At 74.5% G+C, this 24,000-nt stretch carries 27 protein-coding genes; 11 read left to right on the forward strand and 16 right to left on the reverse strand.

Annotated features, from left to right (window positions below; all coding sequences use genetic code 11):
- Nucleotides 1-117: 117 nt before the first annotated feature.
- From ACIRVF_RS06215 to ACIRVF_RS06265, 11 genes are all read right to left on the reverse strand, one after another.
- Nucleotides 118-1,962: a complex I subunit 5 family protein gene (locus ACIRVF_RS06215; RefSeq protein WP_402814404.1), complete on the reverse strand. Its 1,845-nt coding sequence runs from the start codon at nt 1,960-1,962 to the stop codon at nt 118-120.
- Between the two features lie 7 nt (nt 1,963-1,969).
- Nucleotides 1,970-2,314: a sodium:proton antiporter gene (locus ACIRVF_RS06220; RefSeq protein WP_402814407.1), complete on the reverse strand. Its 345-nt coding sequence runs from the start codon at nt 2,312-2,314 to the stop codon at nt 1,970-1,972.
- A 126-nt stretch (nt 2,315-2,440) separates the two neighbouring features.
- Nucleotides 2,441-3,181 (reverse strand): MnhB domain-containing protein, encoded by a 741-nt coding sequence (locus tag ACIRVF_RS06225; protein WP_402814410.1) that lies wholly within the window; start codon nt 3,179-3,181, stop codon nt 2,441-2,443.
- Nucleotides 3,178-3,447, reverse strand: a complete 270-nt coding sequence (locus tag ACIRVF_RS06230) for a Na(+)/H(+) antiporter subunit B (RefSeq protein WP_402814412.1) — start codon at nt 3,445-3,447, stop codon at nt 3,178-3,180. Before ACIRVF_RS06230 ends, ACIRVF_RS06225 begins: the two co-directional genes overlap by 4 nt.
- Entirely contained in the window at nt 3,444-3,740 is a 297-nt protein-coding gene (locus ACIRVF_RS06235; protein WP_402814415.1) for a monovalent cation/H(+) antiporter subunit G, read from the reverse strand. Before ACIRVF_RS06235 ends, ACIRVF_RS06230 begins: the two co-directional genes overlap by 4 nt.
- Nucleotides 3,737-3,994, reverse strand: a complete 258-nt coding sequence (locus tag ACIRVF_RS06240) for a monovalent cation/H+ antiporter complex subunit F (RefSeq protein ID WP_402814418.1) — start codon at nt 3,992-3,994, stop codon at nt 3,737-3,739. The genes ACIRVF_RS06235 and ACIRVF_RS06240 overlap by 4 nt, the downstream gene beginning before the upstream one ends.
- Nucleotides 3,991-4,440, reverse strand: coding sequence for a hypothetical protein (locus ACIRVF_RS06245; RefSeq protein ID WP_402814421.1), 450 nt, complete (start codon nt 4,438-4,440; stop codon nt 3,991-3,993). The genes ACIRVF_RS06240 and ACIRVF_RS06245 overlap by 4 nt, the downstream gene beginning before the upstream one ends.
- Before the next feature lie 233 nt (nt 4,441-4,673).
- A complete protein-coding gene (locus ACIRVF_RS06250; RefSeq protein ID WP_402814424.1) occupies nt 4,674-4,850 on the reverse strand; it encodes a hypothetical protein in 177 nt (58 codons plus the stop codon).
- Between the two features lie 37 nt (nt 4,851-4,887).
- Entirely contained in the window at nt 4,888-6,072 is a 1,185-nt protein-coding gene (locus ACIRVF_RS06255) for an alcohol dehydrogenase catalytic domain-containing protein (protein ID WP_402814426.1), read from the reverse strand.
- 54 nt (nt 6,073-6,126) lie between these two features.
- Nucleotides 6,127-6,300 (reverse strand): CsbD family protein, encoded by a 174-nt coding sequence (locus tag ACIRVF_RS06260; protein ID WP_402814428.1) that lies wholly within the window; start codon nt 6,298-6,300, stop codon nt 6,127-6,129.
- Nucleotides 6,301-6,392: 92 nt separating this feature from the next.
- Nucleotides 6,393-7,349 carry an SDR family NAD(P)-dependent oxidoreductase gene (locus ACIRVF_RS06265; RefSeq protein ID WP_402814430.1) on the reverse strand — a complete coding sequence of 319 codons (957 nt, stop codon included), beginning with the start codon at nt 7,347-7,349 and terminating at the stop codon, nt 6,393-6,395.
- 111 nt (nt 7,350-7,460) lie between these two features.
- Between ACIRVF_RS06265 and ACIRVF_RS06270 the strand changes: the two genes are divergently transcribed.
- Nucleotides 7,461-8,501: a DNA topoisomerase IB gene (locus ACIRVF_RS06270; protein ID WP_402814433.1), complete on the forward strand. Its 1,041-nt coding sequence runs from the start codon at nt 7,461-7,463 to the stop codon at nt 8,499-8,501.
- 80 nt (nt 8,502-8,581) lie between these two features.
- Here the strand turns inward: ACIRVF_RS06270 and ACIRVF_RS06275 are convergent, their stop codons facing one another.
- Genes ACIRVF_RS06275 through ACIRVF_RS06285 form a run of 3 tightly spaced genes read right to left on the reverse strand, consistent with a single transcriptional unit; the run spans nt 8,582 to nt 11,234 of the window.
- Nucleotides 8,582-9,583, reverse strand: coding sequence for a PHP domain-containing protein (locus ACIRVF_RS06275; protein ID WP_402814436.1), 1,002 nt, complete (start codon nt 9,581-9,583; stop codon nt 8,582-8,584).
- Nucleotides 9,584-9,607: 24 nt separating this feature from the next.
- A complete protein-coding gene (locus ACIRVF_RS06280; RefSeq protein WP_402814439.1) occupies nt 9,608-10,624 on the reverse strand; it encodes an SDR family oxidoreductase in 1,017 nt (338 codons plus the stop codon).
- Nucleotides 10,625-10,676: 52 nt separating this feature from the next.
- Nucleotides 10,677-11,234 carry a DUF6328 family protein gene (locus tag ACIRVF_RS06285; RefSeq protein WP_402814442.1) on the reverse strand — a complete coding sequence of 186 codons (558 nt, stop codon included), beginning with the start codon at nt 11,232-11,234 and terminating at the stop codon, nt 10,677-10,679.
- Nucleotides 11,235-11,735: 501 nt separating this feature from the next.
- Between ACIRVF_RS06285 and ACIRVF_RS06290 the strand changes: the two genes are divergently transcribed.
- On the forward strand, nt 11,736-12,230 hold the full coding sequence (locus ACIRVF_RS06290; RefSeq protein ID WP_402814445.1) for an ATP-binding protein: 495 nt from the start codon (nt 11,736-11,738) through the stop codon (nt 12,228-12,230).
- Nucleotides 12,231-12,434: 204 nt separating this feature from the next.
- Here ACIRVF_RS06290 and ACIRVF_RS06295 read toward each other — a convergent pair whose 3' ends face one another.
- Nucleotides 12,435-12,758, reverse strand: a complete 324-nt coding sequence (locus ACIRVF_RS06295) for a plasmid stabilization protein (protein WP_402814447.1) — start codon at nt 12,756-12,758, stop codon at nt 12,435-12,437.
- Nucleotides 12,759-13,029: 271 nt separating this feature from the next.
- Between ACIRVF_RS06295 and ACIRVF_RS06300 the strand changes: the two genes are divergently transcribed.
- From ACIRVF_RS06300 to ACIRVF_RS06340, 9 genes are all read left to right on the forward strand, one after another.
- Nucleotides 13,030-13,947, forward strand: a complete 918-nt coding sequence (locus ACIRVF_RS06300; RefSeq protein WP_402814450.1) for a SigB/SigF/SigG family RNA polymerase sigma factor — start codon at nt 13,030-13,032, stop codon at nt 13,945-13,947.
- 90 nt (nt 13,948-14,037) lie between these two features.
- Nucleotides 14,038-15,843: a thiamine pyrophosphate-requiring protein gene (locus tag ACIRVF_RS06305; protein ID WP_402814453.1), complete on the forward strand. Its 1,806-nt coding sequence runs from the start codon at nt 14,038-14,040 to the stop codon at nt 15,841-15,843.
- Nucleotides 15,830-16,276 (forward strand): hypothetical protein, encoded by a 447-nt coding sequence (locus ACIRVF_RS06310; protein WP_402814455.1) that lies wholly within the window; start codon nt 15,830-15,832, stop codon nt 16,274-16,276. The genes ACIRVF_RS06305 and ACIRVF_RS06310 overlap by 14 nt, the downstream gene beginning before the upstream one ends.
- Nucleotides 16,269-18,593: a GMC family oxidoreductase gene (locus ACIRVF_RS06315; protein WP_402814458.1), complete on the forward strand. Its 2,325-nt coding sequence runs from the start codon at nt 16,269-16,271 to the stop codon at nt 18,591-18,593. Before ACIRVF_RS06310 ends, ACIRVF_RS06315 begins: the two co-directional genes overlap by 8 nt.
- A complete protein-coding gene (locus ACIRVF_RS06320; protein WP_402814461.1) occupies nt 18,590-19,684 on the forward strand; it encodes an enolase C-terminal domain-like protein in 1,095 nt (364 codons plus the stop codon). The genes ACIRVF_RS06315 and ACIRVF_RS06320 overlap by 4 nt, the downstream gene beginning before the upstream one ends.
- A 70-nt stretch (nt 19,685-19,754) precedes the next feature.
- The gene (locus tag ACIRVF_RS06325) at nt 19,755-20,429 is read left to right on the forward strand and encodes an HAD family hydrolase (RefSeq protein ID WP_402814463.1); all 675 of its coding nucleotides are present in this window, start codon (nt 19,755-19,757) and stop codon (nt 20,427-20,429) included.
- A gap of 156 nt (nt 20,430-20,585) precedes the next feature.
- Complete coding sequence (locus ACIRVF_RS06330) at nt 20,586-21,245, forward strand: nucleotidyltransferase family protein (RefSeq protein ID WP_402814466.1); 660 nt, start codon at nt 20,586-20,588, stop codon at nt 21,243-21,245.
- Nucleotides 21,242-21,511: a BON domain-containing protein gene (locus tag ACIRVF_RS06335; protein ID WP_402814469.1), complete on the forward strand. Its 270-nt coding sequence runs from the start codon at nt 21,242-21,244 to the stop codon at nt 21,509-21,511. The genes ACIRVF_RS06330 and ACIRVF_RS06335 overlap by 4 nt, the downstream gene beginning before the upstream one ends.
- The gene (locus ACIRVF_RS06340) at nt 21,508-22,239 is read left to right on the forward strand and encodes a metallophosphoesterase (protein ID WP_402814471.1); all 732 of its coding nucleotides are present in this window, start codon (nt 21,508-21,510) and stop codon (nt 22,237-22,239) included. Before ACIRVF_RS06335 ends, ACIRVF_RS06340 begins: the two co-directional genes overlap by 4 nt.
- Here ACIRVF_RS06340 and ACIRVF_RS06345 read toward each other — a convergent pair.
- Nucleotides 22,232-23,995, reverse strand: a complete 1,764-nt coding sequence (locus ACIRVF_RS06345; RefSeq protein WP_402814474.1) for a glycoside hydrolase family 15 protein — start codon at nt 23,993-23,995, stop codon at nt 22,232-22,234. The two genes, ACIRVF_RS06340 and ACIRVF_RS06345, sit on opposite strands and share 8 nt — an antisense overlap.
- Between the last annotated feature and the right edge of the window lie 5 nt (nt 23,996-24,000).

Raw genomic sequence — 24,000 nt, forward strand, 5'->3', positions numbered from 1 at the left:
GCCCCGCTGCCGCCGTCGCTCCTCCAGTGTGACTCCCGGGCGGCCGGCTGGCGTGGCGGGCGCCGGGCTTCCCGCACGGCTGCTCCGAGCTTCCCGCACGGCTGCGCCGGGTCGCCCTCACAGCTGGGCCGTGAGGGCGACCAGCAGCGCGGCCAGCCCCACGGCCAGCCAGGCGATGTAGTCCCCGAGCAGCCCGGAGTGCAGTCGGCGCAGCGGCAGGACGGTGGCCCGGAACAGCCCGCTGGTGCCGCGCCCGGGGTCGCGGCGGACGGCGGCGGTGGCGAAGCCGACGGCCAGCAGCGTGGAGAGCAGGCCCAGCAGCACTCCGGACACCGTCCACCAGGCCTCGGGCGCGGCGCCGGCGGGGGCCGGGGCGCCGCCCAGGGTCTGGGCGAGGTACCCGTCACGCTCGGTGAAGGCGGCCGCTCCCGCCGCGAGCGCGCGCCCCACGCCCGGCAGCACGCCGACGGCCAGACAGCCCGCCAGCAGTACCGCCGGGACGAGGAGCATCGGCACCGGCGGTCGGCGGCCCGGTTCGCGGATCTCGGGCTCCTCGCCCTCCCCGGTGGTCGCCGCCACCTCCGGGTGCTCGGCCGGCGGCGCGCCGACGCCGCCGAAGACCCGCAGCCCGGCGCGCAGCACCGCGCCGCCGGTGAGCGCGGACACCAGGACGAACACCGCCGGCAACCAGCCGCCCCAGCGCCCGGCGGCCTCCTCGGCGACGGCCTTGCCGAGCCCGGTACCGAACGGCGGCAGCCCGGCCAGGGCGAGTGCGCCGATGACGAACAGCAGCCCGGTGAAACGGAGTTCGCGGGCCCGGCCATGCAGCCCGTGCTCGTCGACCGAGCCGTAGCGGTCCAGCAGCACACCGGTGAGGCCGAACAGCGCCGCCTTGGCGCCCGCGTGGCCGGCCACGTACACGGCCGAGCCGGTCAGCCCCGCCGGGTCGAGCAGCGCCGCGCCGATCAGGAACAGGCCGATGTGCCCGACGGTGGAGAAGGCGAGCATCCGCTTGAGGTGCCGCTGCTGCCAGCACATCACGGCGCCGACCAGCGCCGTCAGCACGCCCGCGGCGAGCAGGGTGTCGCGGACCGCGGCGTCCGGTAGCCCGCCCGCCCCGGCGAAGACCACCCGGTGGATGCGGGCCACGCCGTAGAGGCCGAGTTCGACCATCACTCCGGACAGCAGCATGCAGACCGGGCTGGGCGCCACCGCGTGGGCGTCCGGCAGCCAGAAGTGGAAGGGCGCGGTCGCGGCCTTGACCAGCGGTCCGGCCAGCACCAGCACGAAGGCGACGACCACCAGGGCGTCCCGGCCGTGTCCGGCCGCGGCGCGTTGGTCAAGCGCGGCGCCGATCTGGGCGAGGCCGAGTTCGCCGGTGCGGGCGTAGAGCAGGCCGATGCCGAGCAGGGAGAGATACGCGGCGGCCGAGTTGACCAGTCCGAAGGCGAGCGCGCCCTGCAGCGGGCGCTCGTCCTCGATCCGGTAGCCGGTCAGCGCGTAGGCGACGGCGCCCATCAGCTCGAAGAAGACGAAGGCGTTGAAGAGGTCCCCGGTGAGCGCGAAGCCGCACATCCCGGCCTCGAAGAGCAGCAACAGCGCGGGGAACACCCCGCCGTGCTCGCCGGAGGGCTCGTCGAAGTACCGCCAGGCGTAGCAGACCACGGCGAGGACGAGGACGGCCGCGAGCAGGGCGAGGCCCGTGCCGAGCCGGTCGGCGACCAGCACGATGCCGACGCTGTGGCCGCCGTGCGGGCTCCAGCCGCCCAGCCACGACACCGCCCGGCCCTCCGGCGCGGTCCGGGACCACAGCAGGGCCAGGCAGACCACATCGACGGCGGCCCACGCGGCGGTCAGCGCGTCGCGGCCGGGGCGGGGGAGCCAGCGGCCGGCCACGGCCAGCACGGCCGCGCCGAGCAGCGGGACGGCGACGGCCAGCGGCAGCAGGTCAGCGGTGTTCACCGGGCGCTCACCCGCGCAGCCCGGTGAGTTCCTCCGGGTCCACCGTGCCGTGCCGCTTGCGCAGTTGGATGACCAGCGACAGCAGCAGCGCGGTGACGGTCGCCCCGACCACGACGTCGGTCAGGGTGAGCGCCTGGACCACCGGGTCGACCACCGGGGCGTCGGTCGGCAGGTCGGAGTAGACGGGAGCGGTGGCCCCGCTGCGGTAGCCGACCGCGAGCAGCAGCACGTAGGTGGAGGACTGGGCGACGGCCAGGCAGCCGACCGCCTGCACCAGGTTGCGGCTGGTCACCAGGCCGTACAGCCCGGCGAGCAGGATCCATCCGGCGACCAGGTACGGAAAGTAGCTCATGCGCCCACCTCGCTTCGCTCGGCGGTCGCTTCGCGAAACGCGCACCTCTTCATGGTTCGTTCGCTCCGCTCACTCACCCGCCCACCTCGCTTCGCTGGGCGGTCGCTTCGCGAAACGCGCACCTCTTCATTGGCCCACCCCGCCGTGGACGATCTCGACCGCCTGGTCGAGGAAGTGCGCCAGCAGGACCACCACGGCGGAGGCGACCTCGATCCCCACGGCGGCGTTGATCACCGCCACCAGCCCGCTGGAGGACATCTGGTTGAAGGTGCCGAGCGGCAGGGTGTTGGCGAGGTAGCCGGCGCCCTGGGCGAGGCCGATCAGGCCGAGTGCGGCGTAGCTGCCGGCGGCGATCGCGTCCGCCACGTCCAGGACGGCCAGGGGGCGGATCCGCTTGAGCACCCCGTAGTCGGCGGCGACGTAGGCCAGGTGCAGGGCGGTGGCCAGCGCGACGCCGCCCTGGAAGCCCCCGCCGGGGCTCAACTGGCCGTGGGCGACGAGGTATCCGCCGACCAGCACGGTGACCGGCAGCAGGGTGGCGCCGAACAACCGGGTGGTGGGAAGCACGGTTTCGGCGGCGGGGCGGCGCTTGTGTTCGTCCCGGGCGAGCCGCAGCAGTATGGCGGCGCCGAGCACCGAGCCGAACAGGATGGACTCCTCGCCGAGGGTGTCGAAGGCCCGTTGGTCGAAGTTGACGGAGGAGACGATGTTGGCCGTCTGCCGGGCCAGTCCGGCCGCCACCGCCCGTTCTCCGTACGGGTGGTCGCTGCCGCCGAAGGCGGGCAGCTCGGTGGCGGCGGTGATCAGGGCGGCGGCGAGGACGGCGGCGGCGGTGAGGAACAGCCGCAGCCGGGTGGTGCGGCTCACTCGGTCCGGTCCGGGTTCTCGTCCGCCTGCTCCTGGCGGCGCACCCGGCGGACGGTGAGCAGGATCAGCAGCGGGGTGACCGCGCTGCCGACCCCGAGCTGGGAGAGGGCGACGTCGGGCGCCTGGAGCACGGTGAACAGCAGCGCGAGGCAGAGCCCGAGCAGCGCGAGCACGGCGGCCTGCCGGACCGGGTCGCGGGTGAGCGCGGCGGTGGTCGCGGTGACGGCGGTGAGCAGCAGGGCGATCACGGTCAGGGCGTTGTTCACTGCTGAGCCTTCTGTTCGGCGCGCACGGTGGTGCGCGCGACGGCCATGGTGGTGACGGTGCCGCCGACGGCCAGCAGCAGGCCGATCACCAGCAGCTTGACGGCCGCCCGCCCGGGGCCGGTGTCCACGGCGAGGGCGAGCGCGACCAGCGGCGCGCCGAGGGCGGCGGCGGGGGAGAGGGCGTGCAGCCGCAGGTAGGGGCCGGGCAGCACGACGAGGGCGAGCGCGGCGAGCAACAGCGCGGCGGTGCCGGCCACCAGCAGGACCAGCGCGAGGGTGTGCCGGGGCGTCAACGCTGCCTCCCGGCCAGGAAGCGGGTGAACACCAGCGTTCCGGCGGGCGCCAGCACCGCGAGGTCCAGTGCCAGGTCGGTGTACGAGGTGCGGCTGAAGCCCTGGGCGAGCAGCAGCAGGACGACGGAGGCGGTGGTCGCGGCGAGGTTGAGCCCGGCCAGGCGTTGCTCGGGCGAGCCGCGCAGACCGAGCAGCAGGCACGGGCCGACCCCGCAGGCGGCCAGCACGGCCGCCGCGAGCAGCCAGGCGTTCACTCCCCGGCTCCGGTCAACGCCCGCTCCAGCGAGGAGAGTTCGTCGCCCAGTGCGTGGACGGTCAGCTCCCCGCCGTCCCGGCTGCCCACCGCGTACGCACCGGGCGTCGAGGACAGCAGCGCCGCGCCCCAGGCCGCCCCGGTGCCGGGGGCGAGCCGGACGGTGCGGAACCCGCTGCGGCGGTGCGCGGGGGAGAACACGGCGAGCGCGAGCCGGCCGGTGTCGGCCAGCAGGGTCCACGGGTACGCCCAGAGCGCCCGCCCCAGCCGGGCCGGTCCGCCGGGAGTCGCCCCGGACGCGCGCCGCACGGCCACCGCGCCCAGCGCCCCGAGGAGCGCCACGCCGCCGCCCACCGCCACCTCCAGCGGGGACACCGAACTGATGAACACGATGTTCAGCAACAGCAAAACCCCCCACCAGAGCAGGAGTTCGAGCATCGTTCGCATTTCCGCCACCCCCAGGTCGCTCCTCCGGGCACCCGCCACCGCGGCGGGCGGCCCCCAGGTGTACCGCCCGGTCGGCGTACGCGTCCCGCGCGCAACGCCGCGGCGCGCGTGATCGCCGCGCCGGACCACCCGTTCGCCGGGCGGCGGGCCGGAAAGCTCCGATGATCGGCCCGGCCCGCCCGGTCGTACTGCTCCGGTCGTACTGCTTCGGTCGCACTGCTTCGGTCGAGCTGCTACCGCTGCTCCTCCGGCTCGTGGGCCGGCTCCGTCACCTCGAACTCCGGGCCGTCCTGCGGCCCCTTCTCCTCCTCGTGCTCCGGCGGCGGACTGCCCTCGCCGGTCATCCGGGACTCCGGGGTCTCGACCGGCTCCGGCGGGTCCTCCGGCACCGGGTTCCTCATGGTGCTCATCGCGTTCGCCTCCTCGGTACGGGCGAGGACAGGCCGGTCAGGGCTGGAACAGCACCTTGACCACGCCGTCCTGCTTGCGTTGGAACATGTCGTACGCGTCCGGGGCCTCGGCCAGCGGCACGTGGTGGGTGGCGAAGCCCTCCACCCCCAGCGGGTCGCCGTCATCGAGCAGCGGCAGCAGGTCGTCCATCCAGCGCAGGACGTTCGCCTGCCCCATCCGCAGCCGTAGTTGCTTGTCGAACATGGTCATCATCGGCAGCGGGTCGGTCATTCCGCCGTACACGCCGGACAGCGAGATCGTGCCGCCGCGCCGGACCAGGTCCACCGCCAGGTGCAGGGCGTGCAGCCGGTCGAGGCCGACGCGGGTCATCAGCCTGGCGGCCAGCGCGTCCGGCAGCAGTGACGTCATCCGCTGAGCGGCGGTCGCGGCGGGGGAGCCGTGCGCCTCCATCCCCACCGCGTCGATCACGGAGTGGGGGCCACGGCCGTCGGTGAGGTCCCGGACGGCGTCCACGATCCGGGAGCCGAGCCGGGCCAGGTCGAGCACCTCGACCCCGTTCTCCCGGGCGCGCTCCAGCCGCTCGGGCACCAGATCGACGCCGATCACGGTGCCGGCCCCGCGATGACGGGCGATCCGGGTGCACATGTCCCCGATCGGACCCAGTCCGAGCACCGCGACGCTGCCGCCGGGCGGGATCTCCGCGTAGTCGACGGCCTGCCAGGCGGTGGGCAGCACGTCGGACAGCAGCACGTAGCGGTCGTCCGGCGGCCCGTGCGGGACGGGCACCGGCAGCGTGTTGCCGAACGGAACCCGCAGCAACTCGGCCTGGCCGCCCGGTACTTGACCGTAGAGCTTGGTGTAGCCGAAGAGGGCCGCGCCGGTGCCGTAGGCGTGCACCTGGGTGGTCTCGCACTGGGACTGCAGGCCCTGCACACAGGTGTGGCAGGTGCCGCAGGAGACATTGAACGGCACGACCACGCGCACGCCCGGATCGACGGCGTGCACTGCGGGGCCCACTTCGCGGACCACGCCCATCGCCTCGTGGCCCAGGATGTCGCCCTCGTCCAGGAAGGCGCCCAGCACCTCGTACAGGTGCAGGTCGGATCCGCAGAGCCCGGTGGTGGTGACCTCCACCAGGATGTCGGTGGGCTCCCGGATGACCGGGTCGGGTACGGAGTCGACGCGGACGTCTCGGCGTCCGTGCCAGGTCACGGCCTTCATGGTTCTCCTTCCGGACGGGCCGGCGGCCGCGCGGGGCGGCCGCCGGTGCCGGCGTCAGTCCTTCCCGACGTCCTTGACCTTCTCGCCGGCCTGCTTGAGGTCGCTCTTCATCTGCTTGCCCTTGCCCTCGGCCTCGACGACCGGGTCACCCGTCGCCTTGCCGACGGCCTCCTTGGCCTTGCCGTGGGCCTTCTCGGCCATGTTGCGCAGCTTGTCATCGGTGCCCATGGGGTGTGCTCCTCTCGTGGTTCCGACGGTGGGGGTCGCGCCCCCTCGGGCCGCGTGTGCCCCGGCGGCGCACTTCCACACCCACGGCCGTCTCAGGACGCCGTCGGCTCGTTGTGGGCGCGGCTCGCCCGCCGCCCGAGGGCGGTCAGCCGGTGGACCGGGCCGCCCTGGCGGTGCCGGGACGCGGCCCGCACACCCGGCACGCCGTGCTCCGGCGCCGCACCGGCGGAGGGCAGCAGTCGCGCGGTCAGGGCCAGCAGCCGGTTGGTGGTGGCGGGAGCGACGCCGTGGGTGAGCACGGCGGCCTTCGCCAGCGGCGTCAGCACCAGCTCGCGCCGCCCACCCTCGATGGCCCGGACGATCCGCCGCGCCGCCCGCCGGGCGTCCATCGACACCAGCGGCATGGAGGCGGCGGTCGCGAACCAGGCGTACTCGCTGCCCGCCTGCCCGGCGAACTCGGCGGCCGTGTGCGAGCCGGTGCGCATCAGTCCCGGCAGCACGGTGGTCACCCGGATGCCGTACGGCGCCAGCTCCGCCGCCAGCCCCTCCGAGAGGCCGGTGAGCGCGAACTTGGCGGCCACGTACGGCAACAGGTGCGGGGCCGGGATCCGGCCGCCGATCGAGCTGATCATGACGATCGAGCCCGAGCCACGGGCCCGCATCTCCGGCAGCACGGCCTGGACCAGCCGCAGCGGTGCCATCGTCATCAACTCGTGCGCCCGCCGGAAGTCCTGCTCCTGCACCGCAGAGAACGGGCCGACCTGGATCAGACCGGCATTGTTGACCAGCAGGTCCACCTCGGTGCCGAAGCGCTCCCGGACGGCGGCGAGCAGTTGCCCGGGCGCCTCCGGGTCCATGAGGTCACAGGCCGTGGCGGCCACGTCGCCCGGCAGGCCGCGCAGCTGCCGCAGCGCCCGCTCCAGGCCGACCTCGTCCCGCCCGCAGAGCATCACCCGGCAGCCCCGCTCCGCCAGCTCACCCGCGATCAGCAGTCCCAGCCCGCGGGAGGATCCGGTCACCAGCGCCGTTCGTCCGGCCAGCTCAACCATCGCCGGCACCCCTTCCTCGCTCCCAGTAGTCCGACGTCGGCGCGTGTGTCCGACCACCCCGCCCGCAAACCCGGTGGTGTGGCCGGGCCCGGCCCGGGCATCCGCCGTAGCGTGAAGAGCCCCACCGGCCGGACCGGCCTGACCAGCAGCGACCCGCACGCGCCGGGCTGGCGGCGGGTGCGCCGGGGGAGGGGCTTCGGCTACCGCGACACCGACGGCAGCCCGCTGCGCGACCCGCTGGCGATCGCCCGGGCCAAGGCCCTCGCGATCCCTCCGGCCTGGACCGACGTGTGGATCTGCCCACACCCCCGCGGGCACCTCCAGGCCGTCGGGACGGGCGCGGCCGGGCGCCGCCAGTACCTCTACCACCCGGAGTTCCGGGCCCGCCAGGAGCGCGCCAAGCACGACCACGTGCTCGCCGTCGCCCCCGCCCTCCCCGCGCTGCGCCGCCGGGTCGCGGAGGACCTCACCCGGCGCGGCCTCGGCCCCGACCGCGTCCTCGGCTGCGCCACCCGGCTGCTCGACCTGGGCTTCTTCCGCATCGGCTCGCCCGGCTACGAGCGCGACAACGGCTCGTACGGCCTGACCACCCTGCGGCGCGACCAGGTGACCGTGCGGCGTGACCGGGTGCACTTCGCCTACCGCGCCAAATCCGGCCGCGAGCGCGACCTCACCCTGACCGACCGGGCGGCGGCCGCCGCCGTGGGGGCCCTGCTGCGCCGTCCGGACCCGGGGCCCCGGCTGCTGGCCTACCGCGAGGGCCGGACCTGGACGGAGGTCGACGCCGCCCGGCTCAACGGCTACCTGCGCGAGCACACCGGCACGGACCTGTCCGCCAAGGACTTCCGCACCTGGCACGCCACCGTACTGGCCGCCGTGGGCCTGGCCGTCTCCTGGCCGGTGGCCGGGCACTCCGCGACCGCCCGACGACGCGCGGCGGCCCGGGTGGTCCGGGAGGTGGCCGAGTACCTGGGCGACACCCCCGCGGTCTGCCGGGCCTCCTACCTGAACCCGCGCCTGTTCGAGCTGTACGAGGAGGGCGTCACCCTGGCGGCGGCCCTGCGGGGCCTGGCCCCCGGCGAGGGGCAGGGACTGCCGGGTACGGGCGAGGAGGTCGAGCGGGCCGTGCTCGAACTGCTCGGCGGCGGCTAGCCGGTCAGCGGTGACGGTACGGACTCCGGCAGGTCCCGGCGGCCTCGACCGACTCCGCCGGTCGGTCAGCCGGTGGCCGGTCAGCCGGTGGCCGGGCGCGCCCAGGTGAGCAGCCGCTCGCGCGGCCAGGTGGTGACCAGCCGTTCGGGCGTGAGTCCGAAGCGGGCCGCGCGGGCGTAGCCCGAGGTGAGCCAGTGGAGCTGTTCCGGGGCGTGGGCGTCGGTGTCGACGGCGAAGAGGCAGCCCGCGTCGGCCGCCAGGCGGAGCAGGTCATCGGGCGGGTCGCGGCGCTCGGGGCGGCAGTTGATCTCCACGGCCGTTCCGGCGGCGGCGCAGGCGGCGAAGACGGCCTCGGCGTCGAAGCGGGACTGCGGCCGGCCGCGGCCGGTGACGATCCGGCCGGTGCAGTGGCCGAGCACGTTGGTGCGGGGGTGGCGGACGGCCGCGAGCATCCGGGCCGTCATCGGCTCCGGCTCCGAGCGCAGTTTGGAGTGGACCGAGGCCACCACCACGTCGAGCCGGTCGAGCAGTTCGGGTTCCTGGTCGAGCGAGCCGTCGTCCAGGATGTCGCACTCGATCCCGGTGAGCAGCCGGAAGGATCCGTCCTGCGCGTTGAGGTCCGCGACCACGTCGAGCTGGTGCCGCAGCCGTTCGGGGCTGAGGCCGTGGGCGATGGTCAGCCGGGGCGAGTGGTCGGTGAGGACGGCCCAGTCGTGGCCCAGCGCGCGGGCGGCCTCGGCCATCTCCTCGATCGGGTGGCCGCCGTCGGACCAGTCGGAGTGCAGGTGGCAGTCGCCCCGCGCGGTCGCGGCGAGCTCCCACGCGGCCCGGGCGGCCGGTCCGGCGGCGCTCTCCAGCCGGGCGAGGTAGGTCGGGGTCGCACCGGCGGCGGCCTCGGCGATCACCTCGGCGGTGACCGGCCCGACGCCCGGCAGGCGCTGGGCCCGGGCGGCGTCCACCGGCCCGGGCGGCAGCGCGCGGACCGCGTCGGCCGCGGTGTGGAAGGCGCGCACCCGGTAGGGCGAGGCGTCGTTCCACTCCAGCAGGAACGCGATCCGCCGCAGCGCCGTCGCCGGATCCATGGCGGCCGGTGGGTGCGCCGCCGGTCAGCGCCCCCGCGCCAGCGCGCGGGCGGCGGCGCCGACCAGGACCGCGCCGCCGGCGGCGAGCAGGCCGTGGTGCTGGGAGGCCCAGAGCTGGGCGCTGCGTTCGTGGGCCTCCTCGTCGAAGCGGCCGTGGGCGCCGTGGTCGCGGGAGGCGTCGGCCGGGGCCCAGAGGTTGGCGTGGTCGTCCGGGTTCCGCGGGCCCCGGTCCTGCTGGGCGGCGATGCCGGTGCGCGCGAGGTAGCGGTCGAGCAGGCCGGGGGCGATGGCGTTGGCGATCAGGGTGGCCGCGGTGCTGCCGCCCACCCAGTACTCGCGGCGCCCGGGGTGGTCGGCGGCGTAGCGGACGGCGCGGGCGGCCACGTGGGGCTGGTACACGGGCGCGACGGGCCGGGCCCGGCCGCGCAGCCGGTTGAGCACCCAGTCGAACTGCGGGGTGTTGACCGCGGGCATCTGCACCATGGTCGTCCGTACCCCGGTCCCGCTGGCGAGGAGCTCGCAGCGCAGCGCCTCGTGCCAGCCCTGGATGGCGTGCTTGGCGCCGCTGTAGGCGGTCTGGAGCGGGATGCCGCGGTAGGCGATCGCGGAGCCGACCTGCACGATGGTGCCGTGGTCGCGCGGCAGCATCCGGTTCAGCGCGGCCCGGGTGGCGTTGACGTAGCCGAGGTAGGTGACCTCGGTGACCCGGCGGTACTCCTCGGGGCTGATCTCCGTGAACGGTGCGAACACCGAGACGAAGGCGTCGTTGATCCAGACGTCGATCGGCCCGAACTCGGCCTCGGCGCGGGCGGCCACGGCCTCGCAGGCCTCCGGATCGGAGACGTCCGCCAGGACGGTGCGCACCGGTGATCCGGCGGCCTGGGCCTCGGCGGAGGCCGCGCGCAGCCCGGCGACGCCACGGGCGACCAGCACCAGCCGGTTGCCGTCGGTGGCGAACGCCCGGACGCAGGCCCGGCCGACTCCGGCGGTGGCGCCGGTGATGACCACGGTTCGGGGCTCGGAATGCGTACGGATCCTCATGGCGGGCGTCTTGCCCGCGGTCCGGTGCCGAAACGTCCCGCGGGTCGGCGTGTCACGGGTGGGGGCCGTCGCGGTCCGGTCCGCCCGGCGGCTGGGAGCTCCGGCCGTTGTGCCGGCACAGGTGCCCGACGGGCAGCACCAGCCAGCAGGACGCGAACCACAGCATGACCGCCGCGGTGATCCAGCCGGACACCGCCGAGTCGGTCGCCACCCGCAGCAGGAGAAGCAGCGCGGAGCCGATGGTCAGGGCCAGCAGCACCAGTCCGACGGCGACCAATCTGGCTGCGGCATCGACCAGTTGGGGCTTGAGGCGGCGCCCGGCGAAGATCCGGTGGTAGGCCACGGGGGAGGTCAGCGAGCCGGTGGCGAGCGCCCCGAGCACGACGGTGGCCACGTACAGTCCCCGGTCGAAGCCGCCGAGTTGGGAGAAGCGCGGCATGAAGACCACGCTCAGCAGGAAGCCGAAGAGGATCTGCGAGCCGGTCTGGGCGACCCGGACCTCCTGGAGCAGATCGGTCCAGCGCCGGTCGGCCCGCTCCTCGGGTGACTCCCTACGGCCGGTCCGGGGCCGGGAACCGTGGCCGTCGGGGCGGGTGTTCGTCGCCGTCATCCTTCTCGCCTCCGCCTCCTCACGTCGGCGCGTGTAGCCGCGACCGGGCGGGGCAAACGCCGGGCATGGACGAGGACCACACGGCCTCTCCGGCCGCACCCGGGTCGGCCCCGGAGCAATCGACCGTCCGCTCCGCGCGGCGCAGCGGTCGGGACGGCTCGGCGCCGTCCCGACCGCTGCGCCGCTCCGACGGCTCGGCGGGGGCCGGGGGGCGGTCCGGCGCCGGAGGCCTGTGGGCCGCGATGGAGTGCGGCGGGCCGGTGCGGATCCTCCACGTCGCCGGGGAACCGGGCCACGATTCGACGGCCGGGCTGCGCGGTGCGCCGGCCCGTCCGGTCGAGGACGGCGTCGAGCGGGTCGTGCTCGATCCCGGTCCGTTGCCGGGGGCGGCGCCTGACGCGCCGTCGGCGGCGGAACCGTCGCCGGAGTCCGGACGGTCGTCGGAAGAAGTGTCGTCGGCGCGACCGGGTGCTCCGCCGGGCCCGGTGTAGGAGGGCGGGCATGGACCGTACCGGGCGAGGACGACCGGCGGCCGCCGGTGAGACCAGGCGGCTCGCCTTCACCGGCAGTGAGGGCGCGGTGCAGCGCAGCCGTGAGTTCAGCCGGGCGGCGCTGCGGTCCTGGCACTGGCTGCCCGAGGACGACCGGCAACGGTGCGACGACGAGCAGCGGGCCGTGGCGGAGGACGTCCTGCTGATGGTCTCGGAACTGGTCACCAACGCGTGTCTGCACGCCCCCGGAGGACCGCGCGAGTTGCGCCTGGACTGGGACGGCGTGCGCCTGAGGGTGGAGGTCGCGGACGCCAGCCCGGTGCTGCCGCGGCTGGCCGAGGCCGGCGATCCGGGCCGGCCGGGAGGGCACGGCCTGCGAGTGGTCGACCGGCTGGCGCGCGCGTGGGGCGCGGGGCCCGACGACGGCGGCAAGCTGGTCTGGCTGGAGGTCGGGTCCCCGCTCGACCGGCACGTACGGATCGACGGCTTCAACCGGGGTGGTTGAAGCCGTCGAGGGGAGGGCGCTACGGCTGCCCGGGGTGCGGTCGCGGCGGCGGTGCCGGGTCGGGGTCCGGGTAGGGCGTGGGGTCCGGGAACGGCGGGATGGGAGGAGGAACCGGGTCGGGGCCGCCCGGCCGCGGCGCGGGGTTGGGGTGGGGGATCGGCTGGGTGTCCGGGTCAGGGGGCGTGGGAACGGTCATGGCACACCTCACTGACCGAGCGCGTGGGCCAGTTCACGCTTGTTCATCTTCGAACGGCCCTTGATGTTGCGGTGCTTCGCCTCGTTGTAGAGCTGGTCGTAGGTCGGACCGCCGGCGCCCTTGTGCGAGCGCAGTCCGCCGCGCCGACCGGACGACATGTCGTGGGTCGAGGTGCGGCTCGCCGTCTTGGACTCGCCGTGGCGGGCGCGTTCCTTGTTGACCGTCCGGGCGGCGATCTCCTTGGCCCGCTTCTCGCTCTCGCCCCGGTCGAGCGCACTGTCCTTGATGTGCTCGTACTGGCGTTCCCGCTTGGGGCTGGATCCTCGGGGCATGGCCGCCCCTCCTCTCGTGGTCCGGGTCGTTGTCTGAGCACGTGTACCCGGAAGAATCAGAAGAAATCGTACGAAAACGTGAATTCGATGTCGTATGTCGGGTAGAACAACCGTGCGGCGGTTCGCCGGACGAACGCCGCCCGGCACCCGGTCCGGGTGCCATCGGGACCTCGCCCCTCGAAACCGGTCAGGTCCTGGGAAAGAGCCCCCGACGAACGGGCGCCGGCCCGTGGGCGTCGTCGGGCCGTCGTCCCGAGGCCGAGGAGGACTCGTGTCCACCCCTCTGGAAGCAGCTCCCCATGGCGGGCAGGAAACCGACCTGTCCTCGGGCACCCCGCCCGACCTGCCGCCGAGACCCAGCAAGACCGAACTCCGCGCGATGGGGAAGACCGAGGCGCGGGAACTCAGCGACGCGCTGTTCGAGCGGCTGTCCGGGCTGGCGCGGGAGAGCGCGGCCTACAGCTACGTGCGCGGCACGATCATCGAGCTGAACATGCCGCTGGTGCGGTTCATCGCGGCCCGCTTCCGGCACCGGGCCGAGGACATGGACGACATCCTCCAGGTGGGCACGATCGGTCTGATCAAGGCCGTCGACGGCTACGACCCGCACCGCGGCGTCGAGTTCGTCACCTACGCCATCCCCACCATCGCCGGCGAGATGAAGCGCTTCTTCCGGGACACCTCCTGGCCGGTGCGCGTGCCGCGCAGCATGCAGGAGCTGTACCTGACGGTGGCCCGCGGCTCGGACCGGCTGGAGCAGCAGCTCGGGCGCCTCCCGCAGCCGGAGGAGATCGCCGAGGACCTCCACCTGAGCGTCGAGCAGGCCACCGAGGGCCTGGTCGCGGGCCGGGTCTACCGCCCCAGCTCACTGGACGCCCTGCGCGACCAGGACTCCGACGAGAGCGGCAGCGCGATGCTGGACCGGCTCGGCGGCTGCGACCCCGGGATCGAACTCGCCGACTTCCGCACCGCCGTGCGCCCCCTGCTCGCCGAGCTGCCCGAGCGTGAGCAGACGGTGCTCAAACTGCGCTTCTGGGACGGCTGCACCCAGTCGGAGATCGCCGCGCGGATCGGCGTCTCCCAGATGCACGTCTCCCGCCTGCTGAGCGCCACGCTGAACCGGTTGCGCGAGCAGCTGGAGGACCACGACGCCCCCGGCTGGGCCGACGAACCGGCCGAGGCGGACTGAGTTCCACCCGCGCCGGGTGTTTCCGACCCCCCGCAGCGGTTAGTCGCGCTGCGGGGGGTCGTCGCGTCAAGGACGTCAAGGAGGAGCACCGTGTCCCCGAAGGTTTCCGACCACATCCTGGAACGACTGCGCGCCTGGGACGTCGAGTACGTCTTCGGCTATCCCGGCGACGGCATCAACGGGCTGCTCGCGGCCTGGGGCCGGGCCGACAACAAGCCCGTCTTCGTCCAGGCCCGGCACGAGGAGATGGCCGCCTTCGAGGCCGTCGGCTACGCCAAGTTCTCCGGCCGCACCGGAGTGTGCGTCGCCACCTCCGGTCCGGGCGCGATCCACCTGCTCAACGGGCTGTACGACGCCAAGCTGGACCACGTCCCGGTGGTCGCCCTGGTCGGGCAGACCAACCGCAGCGCCATGGGCGGCTCCTACCAGCAGGAGGTCGACCTGCTCAGCCTCTACAAGGACGTCGCCGCCGAGTACTGCCAGATGGTCACCGTCCCCGAGCAGCTGCCCAACGTGCTCGACCGGGCGATGCGCACCGCCGCCGCCCGCCGCACCGTGACCGCCGTGATCGTGCCCGCCGACGTCCAGGAGCTGGACTACAGCCCGCCGGAGCACGCCTTCAAGATGGTCCCCTCCAGCCTGGGCGCCCCGCAGTGGACGGTCGTCCCCCAGGACGACGAGCTGCGCCGGGCCGCCGACGTGCTCAACGCCGGCAGCAGGGTCGCCGTACTGGTCGGCCAGGGCGCCCGCAGCGCCCGCCAGCAGGTCCAGCAGGTCGCCGAACTGCTCGGCGCCGGGGTCGCCAAGGCGCTGCTCGGCAAGGACGTGCTGCCGGACACGCTGCCCTACGTCACCGGGTCGATCGGCCTGCTCGGCACCCGCCCGTCGTACGAGCTGATGCGCGACTGCGACACCCTGCTGACCATCGGCTCGTCCTTCCCGTACAGCCAGTTCCTGCCCGAGTTCGGGCAGGCCAGGGCCGTGCAGATCGACCTCGACCCGTTCATGGTCGGGATGCGCTACCCGTACGAGGTCAACCTGGTCGGCGACGCCGCCCGCACGCTGGACCGGCTGCTGCCGCTGCTGGTCCGCAAGGAGGACCGGCACTGGCAGCGCACCGTCTGCGACAACACCGAGCGCTGGCAGGAGGTGATGGAGCGGCGCGCCGGGGTCGAGGCCGACCCGATCAACCCCGAGTACGCGATCCACGCCCTCGACCACCTGCTGCCCGACGACGCCATGGTCACCGCCGACTCCGGCTCCGCCGCCAACTGGTACGCCCGCCACCTGCGCTTCCGCGGCCGGATGCGCGGCTCGCTGTCCGGCACCCTGGCCACCATGGGCCCCGGCGTCCCGTACGCGATCGGCGCCAAGTTCGCCCACCCCGACCGGCCCGCCATCGCCATCGTCGGCGACGGCGCGATGCAGATGAACGGCCTCGCCGAACTGATCACCATCGCCAAGTACTGGCAGCAGTGGGAGGACCCGAGGCTGGTGGTGGCGGTGCTCAACAACCGCGACCTCAACCAGGTCACCTGGGAGATGCGGGCCATGGAGGGCGCCCCGAGCTTCCTGCCCTCCCAGCAGCTGCCCGACATCGACTACGCGGGCTTCGCGCGCAGCCTCGGCCTGGGAGCGGAGAGCGCGGTCGCTCCGGACGACGTCCCCGGCGGCTGGCAGCGCGCCCTCGGCGCCGACCGCCCGTTCGTCCTGGAACTGCGCACCGACCCGGCCGTGCCGCCCATCCCGCCGCACGCCACCTGGGACCAGATCCAGGCCGCCGCGGCGTCCGTGCTGCGCGGCGACGCCGACCGCAAGGCGATGGTCCGCCAGGGGTTCAAGGCGAAGCTCCAGGAGCTGCTGCCGTCCTTCGGAGGCCGGCATGGCCGTCACTGACCTCGTCGACCTCGCCGTGCGCAACATCCGCACCGGCCGCTTCCAGCGCTCCCTGGCCCTGGCGACCGGCATCGGCTCGGTGATCACCGCAGCCGAGATCTACCTGGAGCACGACCGGGCCGGCTTCGGCAACCGCGTCATGTGGTGGCCGGTCCTGCTCGGCCCGGTCGGCGCCGTCGCCGGGGTGGCCGGGGCGCTCAGCCCCCGGGCCGCCCGGACCCTGCTGCCGGTCGCCTCCGCCTCCATCGTCGCCAACGGCCTCCAGGGCACCTGGCTGCACGTGCGCGGCATCGCCGAGAAGCCCGGCGGCTGGGAGATGGCCCGGTACAACATCGAGATGGGCCCGCCGCTGTTCGCCCCGCTGCTGATGAGCATGGTCGGAGGGATGGGTTTGGTCGCCGCCGTCCTGCGTCGGGAGTCGCCCGATGCCTGAGCCCCGTTTCCCCGGCTTCGACGTGCTCTCCCAGGCCCGGTACTGGGACCGCGAGACGACGGCCGTGGTGGTCGCCCGCACCGGCCCGCCACCGCCGCTCCGGTTCTTCACCCCCGCCGAGGAGTCCACCGCCCGCGCCCTGCTCGACCAGCTGCTCGACCACCCCGAAGCCCCGCTGCTGCCGATGATCGACGCCCGGCTCGCCGAACTGGAGACCGACGGCTGGCACTACGCGGACATGCCGATGGACGACGAGGCCTGGCGCCGCTCCCTGCACGCCCTGGACGAGGAGGCCGACGGCCCGTTCGCCGCGCTCAGCGAGGTCCAGCAACGGGCGATCATCGGGCGGGTCCAGGAACTCACCGGCGAGCACTGGCACGGGATGCCTGCCAAGCACGTCTGGAGCCTGTGGACCAGGTACGCCTGCACGGCGTACTACTCCCACCCCACCGCCTGGAACGAGATCGGCTTCGGCGGCCCCGCCCACCCCCGCGGATACCTGCGCCTCGGCCCGGACCAGCGGGAACCCTGGGAGGTCGCGGACGCCCACTCCAGCCCGCCCCGGCCCCCTGACAACGAGCCGCCCCACCCCGTACCGCCCGCCACCGACCCCGGCCGGCACTCCCGGCTGCGCGCCGCCGCCGAGACCGTACGGGCCAACGTCGAGGCCGAGCGCGAGGTCCGCCGGACCAACGCCTCCGCCTGGCTGCTGCCCGAGGACGGCCACGGCTTCGACCACACCCTGCGGCGCGACATGCGGCGCTACGCGGACACCGACGAGGTGGACCTGCTGATCGTCGGCTGCGGCGCGGGCGGCGCCACCCTCGCCCAGCGGATGGCCCGCCGCGGCTGGAGCGTCGTGGTGCTGGAGGCCGGCCCCTTCTGGGACCCGCTCAACGACTGGGTCAGCGACGAGGCCTCCTCCCACCACCTGTACTGGACCGAGCCCCGGCTCATCTCCGGCAGTGACCCGGTACCGCTCGGCTCCAACAACTCCGGCCGCGGCGTGGGCGGTTCGATGGTCCACTTCGCCGGCTACACCCCCCGCTTCCACCCCTCCGACTTCCGCACCCACAGCCTCGACGGCGTCGGCGCCGACTGGCCGATCGACTACGAGGACCTGCGCGACTCCTACCGCCGCGTCGAGTACGAACTCCCCGTCGCCGGGCAGTACTGGCCCTGGGGCGACCCGCACCCCTATCCGCACGCGCCGCACCCAGTCGGCGGCAACGGGGAGATCTTCCTGCGCGGAGCCGCCGCCCTCGGCATCCAGGCCCGGGTCGGCCCGGTCGCCATCACCAACGGCCGCTTCGGCCGCCGACCGCACTGCATCTACCGGGGCTTCTGCCTCCAGGGCTGCAAGGTCAACGCCAAGGCCTCCCCGCTGATCACCCACGTCCCCGACGCCCTCGCCCACGGCGCCGAGATCCGCGCCGACTGCATGGCGGCCGCCGTCGAACTCGACGCCAACGGGCTCGCCCGCGGCGTGCGCTACTTCCACAACGGCCGCGAGCACCTCCAGCTCGCCCGTACCGTCGCCGTCGCCGGCTACGCCATCGAGACCCCGCGACTGCTGCTCAACTCGGCCTGCCCGCGCTTCCCCGAGGGCCTGTGCAACGACCACGACCTGGTCGGCCGGTACGTCATGGTGCAGGGCGCCCCGCAGACCTCCGGCCGCTTCGAGGAGGAGATCCGCGCCTACAAGGCCCCGCCGCCCGAAGTCTCCACCGAGCAGTACTACGAGACCGACCCGGACAAGCCCTACAAGCGCGGCTTCACCATCCAGAACATCTCCCCCCTGCCGATCACCTGGGCCGAGCACGTGGTCGCCCAGGGCCACTGGGGGGCCGACCTGCGCAGGTACCTCTCGGACTACGTCCACTGGGCCACCCTCGGCGCCATGGCCGAACTGCTGCCCCAGCCGGACAACCGGGTCACCCTCGCCGAGCAGACCGACCGGTACGGTCTGCCGGTCGCCAACTTCGCCTTCTCCCAGTGCGACAACGACCGGATGCTGATCTCGGCCGCCCGCGAGGTGATGGAGTCCATCCTGCGCGCCGCGGGAGCGAGCGAGGTGATCACCATCGACCGCTACGCCCACCTGGTCGGCGGCTGCCGGATGGCCGACCACCCCCTCGCCGGCGTCGTCGACCACCGGCTGCGCACCTTCGCCGTGCCCAACCTGCTGATCACCGACGGCAGCGTGCTGCCCACCCAGGGCAGCGCCAACCCCGCGCTGACCATCATGGCCCTGGTCGACCGGGCCGCCGGCCTGCTGGCGGCCGGCGAACGCTCCGGACTGCGGGCACCGTCATGAGCGAGCTCGAACGCATCGAGGTCAGCGTCTACACCGTCCCCACCGACGCGCCCGAGGCGGACGGCACCCTCGCCTGGGACCGGACCACCGTGGTCCTCGCCGAGGCCGTCAGCGGCTCCCACCGGGGCCTCGGCTGGACCTACGGCGCGCCCGCCACCGCCACCGTCATCAGCGGGCAACTCGCCCCGCTGGTCACCGGCCGCGACCCGCACGACACCACCGGCGCCCACGAGGCGATGAACCGGGCGGTGCGCAACGCCGGCCGCCCCGGGCTGATCTCCGGCGCCATCTCGGCCGTCGACCTCGCCCTCTGGGACCTGCGCGGCCACCTGCTCGGACTGCCGCTGGCCCGACTGCTCGGCGGCGCCGCCCGACCCGTCCCGGTGTACGGCAGCGGCGGCTTCACCACCTACTCGGCCGAGCAGCAGGAACGCCAACTGCGCGGCTGGGCCGAGGAACAGGGCATCCCCCGGGTCAAGATCAAGATCGGCGAGTCCTGGGGCACCCGGGAACAGCGCGACCTCGAACGGGTCCGCGCCGCCCGCGCCACCGTCGGCGACGGGGTCGAGCTCTACACCGACGCCAACGGCGGATACCGGCGCAAACAGGCCGTCCGGGTCGGCGCCGCCCTCGCCGACCAGGGCGTCAGCTGGTACGAGGAACCCGTCTCCTCCGATGACCTCACCGGCCTGCGGGTCGTCCGCGACGCCGTCCTTCCCGACGTCACCGCCGGGGAGTACGGCTACGACCCCGCCTACTTCGCCCGGATGATCCCCACCGTCGACTGCCTCCAGGCCGACGTCACCCGCTGCGGCGGCGTCACCGGGTGGCTGCGCGCCGCCGCCCTCGCCCAGGCCCACGGCCTCGACCTCTCCGGCCACTGCGCCCCCCACCTGCACGCCCACGCCGCCGCGGCCGTCCCCAACTGCCGCCACCTGGAGTGGTTCCACGACCACGTCCGGATCGAGCGGACGCTCTTCGACGGCACCCTCGACCCGGCCGGCGGCACCGTCACCCCCGGCGCCGACGGCGCCCCCGGGCACGGGCTGCGGCTGGCCCCCGCCCGCGCCGCCGGGTACCGCACGGGGTGACGACGGCAGCGCTCGGGCTCCGGCTACGGTTCCGGCTCAGGCTCCGGTGAAAGGGAAAGGACTGAAGACCATGACGACCACCGCGGCGGCGCTCTTCGACGTCGACGGCACCCTGCTCGACACCACCTACTTCCACGCCCTCGCCTGGTGGGAGGCCCTGCGGCAGCACGACCGCACCCTGCCCGTCGCCCGCGTCCACCGGGCCATCGGCATGGGCTCCGACCAGCTCCTCGACCACCTGCTCGGCGCCGACCGCGACCACGGTGACGACGAGGGCATCACCGCCGCCCACGCCGCCCTCTACGCCCAGTACTGGCCCCACATCCAGCCACTGCCGCGCGCCGCCGACCTGCTGCGCGCCTGCGCCGACCGAGGCTGGCCGGTCGTCCTCGCCAGTTCCGCGTCCGAGCGGGAACTCGCGGTGCTGCGCCGCGCGCTCGACGCCGACGAGGCGATCACGGCGGTCACCTCCGCCGACGACGTGGAGGCCACCAAGCCGGCCCCCGACCTGGTGCGCGCCGCCCTGGACCGGGTGGGCGCCGAGCCCGAGCACGCCGTCTTCATCGGCGACACGGTCTGGGACGTCACGGCGGCCGGCCGCGCCAAGGTCCCCTGCGTCGCGGTCGAGAGCGGCGGCTTCGACACCAGAGAACTCCTCGGCGCCGGGGCGGCCGAGGTGCACCGGGACACCGCCGAACTGCTCGCCGACCTCGACCGCAGCCTGCTGGCCCGCCCCCCGGTCTGAGCCGCGGGAGGGGCGCGGGCACCGCTCGGGCCCGGGTGGGGGCCCGGGGCCGCGGCGAAACCCGGTTCACCTCCCGCCCGCCGCCCGCCGGAGTGAAGTGCCGTGGACGGGGTAGCCGTGGGGACGTCCCGAACGGACGCCGCGAAGGAGGCCGCGATGGACGCACGCGCCGAACACTCCGATGTGATCCGCTCGGCCCGCGCCGAGCCGGGCGGCTGGTCGCTGGACGAACCCGGGGACCGTCTGCCGCCCGACCGGGCACAGGCCATCCTGGAGGCGGCGAAGCGGATCGGCTCGCTGCTGAAGGCCAAGGACCACCCGTTCGCGCTGGCGGGCGGGGTCGCCGCCTACGCCCACGGTGCCGACGTCCGGCTCCAGCACGACGCCGACTTCTGCATCCGCCGCGATGACGTCGAGGCCGTCACCCACACCCTGCGCGAGGCCGGGCTCCAGGTCTTCCTGCCGCCCGAGGACTGGCTGATCAAGGCCCGTTGCCTGGGCCAGGACGTCGACCTGATCCTGGAACTCGCCAAACAGCCGGTCACCTCGGAGCTGCTGGACCGCGCCGAGGTGCTGCCGGTGGACTCCGTGCGCATGCCGGTGCTCTCCGCCACCGACCTGGTCAGCGGCCTGCTCGCCGCCTTCTCCGAGCACCACTGCGACTTCGGGGCGGCGCTCTCGGTGGTGCGGCCGCTGCGGGAGAAGGTCGACTGGCGGCGGGTCCGGGAGGAGCGCGGCGGACCGCCGATGCCGGACGCCTTCCTGTACCTCCTGGAACGGCTCCAGGTGATCGAACCCGAGGAGGCCGCGGCATGAGCGGCGCCCACCACACCGGATCCGACGACACCGAGTACCGGCTCGCCCACCTGCGCGACCGCCTCGCCGACGACGAGGTCGGCGAACTCGGCCTGCGGATCGAACTGCACGGCACCCACGTGACGGTCCGCGGCACCGTCCCGAACGAGCGCCGCCGCGCCGCCGTCCAGCGCATCGTCGCCGAGGTGCTGGACGGTCTGAAGGTGCACACCGACATCGTGCTGGCCGACGACCGGCCGCCGACCGGGGCGGAGGACCTGCCGTGATCAGGGTGGCCGCGGTCGGGGACATCCACCTCGGTCCGGACAGCCGGGGCGTGCTGCGTCCCGCCTTCGCCTCCCTGGGCGAGCTGGCCGACGTGCTGCTGCTGGCCGGGGACCTCACCCGGCACGGCACACCGGAGGAGGCCGCGGTGGTCGGGGAGGAGGTCGGCGGACTGCCCGTGCCGGTGATCGCGGTCCTCGGCAACCACGACTACGACGCCGGCCGGCCGGAGGAGGTCACCCGCATCCTCGCCTCCCACGGCGTCCAGGTGCTGGAACGCAGCTCGACCGCCGTCCGGGTGGACGGCACGCTGGTCGGCGTGGCCGGGACCAAGGGCTTCGGCGGCGGCTTCGCGGGCCGCAGCGCCGGCGAGTTCGGCGAGCCCGAGATGAAGGCCTTCGTCCGGCACAGCCGCGAGTGCGCCGACGGGCTGCGCACCGCTCTCCAGGAGCTCGCCGCCGAGGGCTGCGACCTGCGGATCGCCCTGACCCACTTCGCGCCCGTCCCGGACACCCTGGCCGGGGAACCGCCGGAGATCCACGCCTTCCTGGGCAGCTACCTGCTCGCCGAGGCGATCGACGGGGCCGGCGCCGACCTGGCCCTCCACGGCCACGCGCACCTGGGCGCCGAGCGCGGACTGACCGCCTGCGGAGTGCGGGTCCGCAACGTCGCCCAGCCCGTCATCGGCCGTGCCTTCGCGGTGTTCCAGCTGCACCCGCAGGTCAGCTGACGGGGGGCCCGGCCAGCCGGGCGGCGGCCTCCAGCAGCATGGCGTGCACGAAGGCCTGGGGCAGGTTGCCGCGCTGCTGGCGCTGGGCGAGGTCGTACTCCTCGGAGAACAGGCCGGCCGAGCCGCAGAGCCCGCGGGTGGCCTCGAACCAGCGGGCGGCCTCGACGGCGTCGCCCTGCTGGTGCTCGGCCAGGGCCATCAGGAAGCCGCACAGCACGAAGGCACCCTCGGCCTCGGCCAGCGGACGTTCGTCATGTCGGAAGCGGTACGCGTAGTGCCCGTCGGTGAGCTGCTCGCGGCAGGCCCGCAGGGTGGCGACGGTGCGCGGGTCGTCGGCGGGCGGCCAGCCGCGCACCGGTGGCAGCAGCAGGGCCATGTCGGCGGCCGGGTCGTCTGGGGAGCGCTGCCAGCGGCCGGACGGGTGCAGCGCTCGGCGGGAGGTGCGGGCGGACAGCCGGTCGGCCAGCGCGCTCCACCGGGCCGCGAGCCCGTCCGTCAGCCCCGCCGCTCCGGCGACCTCGGGGCGGCTGATCGCGCGGAGTCCGGCGGCGCAGATCAGCCTGCTGTGGGTCCACAGGCGGGGCCCCAACTCCCAGATGCCGGCGTCAGGTTCGCGCCACCGCGAGGCGATCGCCGCGGTCGCGGTACGGGCCGCCCGGCGGGTCTCCGGGGCCAGTCCGCCGTGCCGGGCGGCGGCTGCGAACAGCAGCAGGGCCTCGCCGAAGGCGTCCAGCTGGAACTGCCGGGTGATCTGGTTGCCGATCTGGTCGTGGCCGCCCGGGTACCCGGGCAGGTCGACGCTGTGCTGGTCCGGCACCCGTCCGCCGGTCACGGTGTAGGCGGGGGAGATGTGCGGCCCGTCCTCGTCCAGCCGCGCGGTGGTGAACCGTACGGCGTCGTCCAGGAGCCGGTCGGGCCCGCAGGCGGCGACGGCCTGGCCGGCCAGGCACTGGTCACGGATCCAGACGTAGCGGTAGTCGTAGTTGCGGCCCGCCTCGGCGCGTTCGGGCAGGCTGGTGGTGGCCGCGGCCACCATGCCGCCGGTGGCGGTGGAGGTGAGGCCGCGCAGGACGGCGTAGGAGAAGCGGGCGTCGCGCTCGTCGTAGGTGTGCCCGAGGTCCGGGACGGCGGCGTGCCAGGCGCGTTCGGTGGCCCGCCAGCACCGTTCGGGGTCCGGCGGCGGCCCGTCGAGCCCGCGGTCGGAGATCTCCAGGACCAGGTCCAGCCGCTCGCCCGCGGCGAGGGAGACCTCCGCGGCGAGGGCTCCGTCCGGGCCGGGACGGGCGGCCCCGGCGCCGGTCCAGCGCAGCCGCAGCCGCCCGGCGCGGATCGTCCAGCCGTCCGCCGTCCGGTGGGGGGCATGGGGGCGGGTCGTGCCGAACCCGGTGCCGGCCGCCAACCGCAGTCGCAGTCGGGCCGGGCCGTAGTCGGCCTCGATCCGGCGCAGCAGCACCAGCCGATGCGGGTCGGCGGGCAGGGCGAGGGCCTCCCGGCACACCACCACGCCCTGCTCGGTGACCCACCGGCCGCGCCGGACCAGCCCGCGGTCCTCGTAGTAGCCGCCGGGGACGAACCGGCCGACCGGGGTCACCGCGTACTCGCCGGTGCCACCGATCAGCCCCGCGAAGACCGGTTCGGAGTCCCAGCGGGGCGCACAGAGCCAGGCGACCTCGCCGGACGGCCCGACCAGGGCACCGCGTTCGCCGTCGGCGAGCAGGGCGTACTCGCGCAGACTGCAGGGAGGGAAGACCGTCAAGTGAG

Origin of the sequence: Kitasatospora sp. NPDC101157 (genome assembly GCF_044768255.1) — a bacterium.
Lineage (GTDB): Bacteria > Actinomycetota > Actinomycetes > Streptomycetales > Streptomycetaceae > Kitasatospora.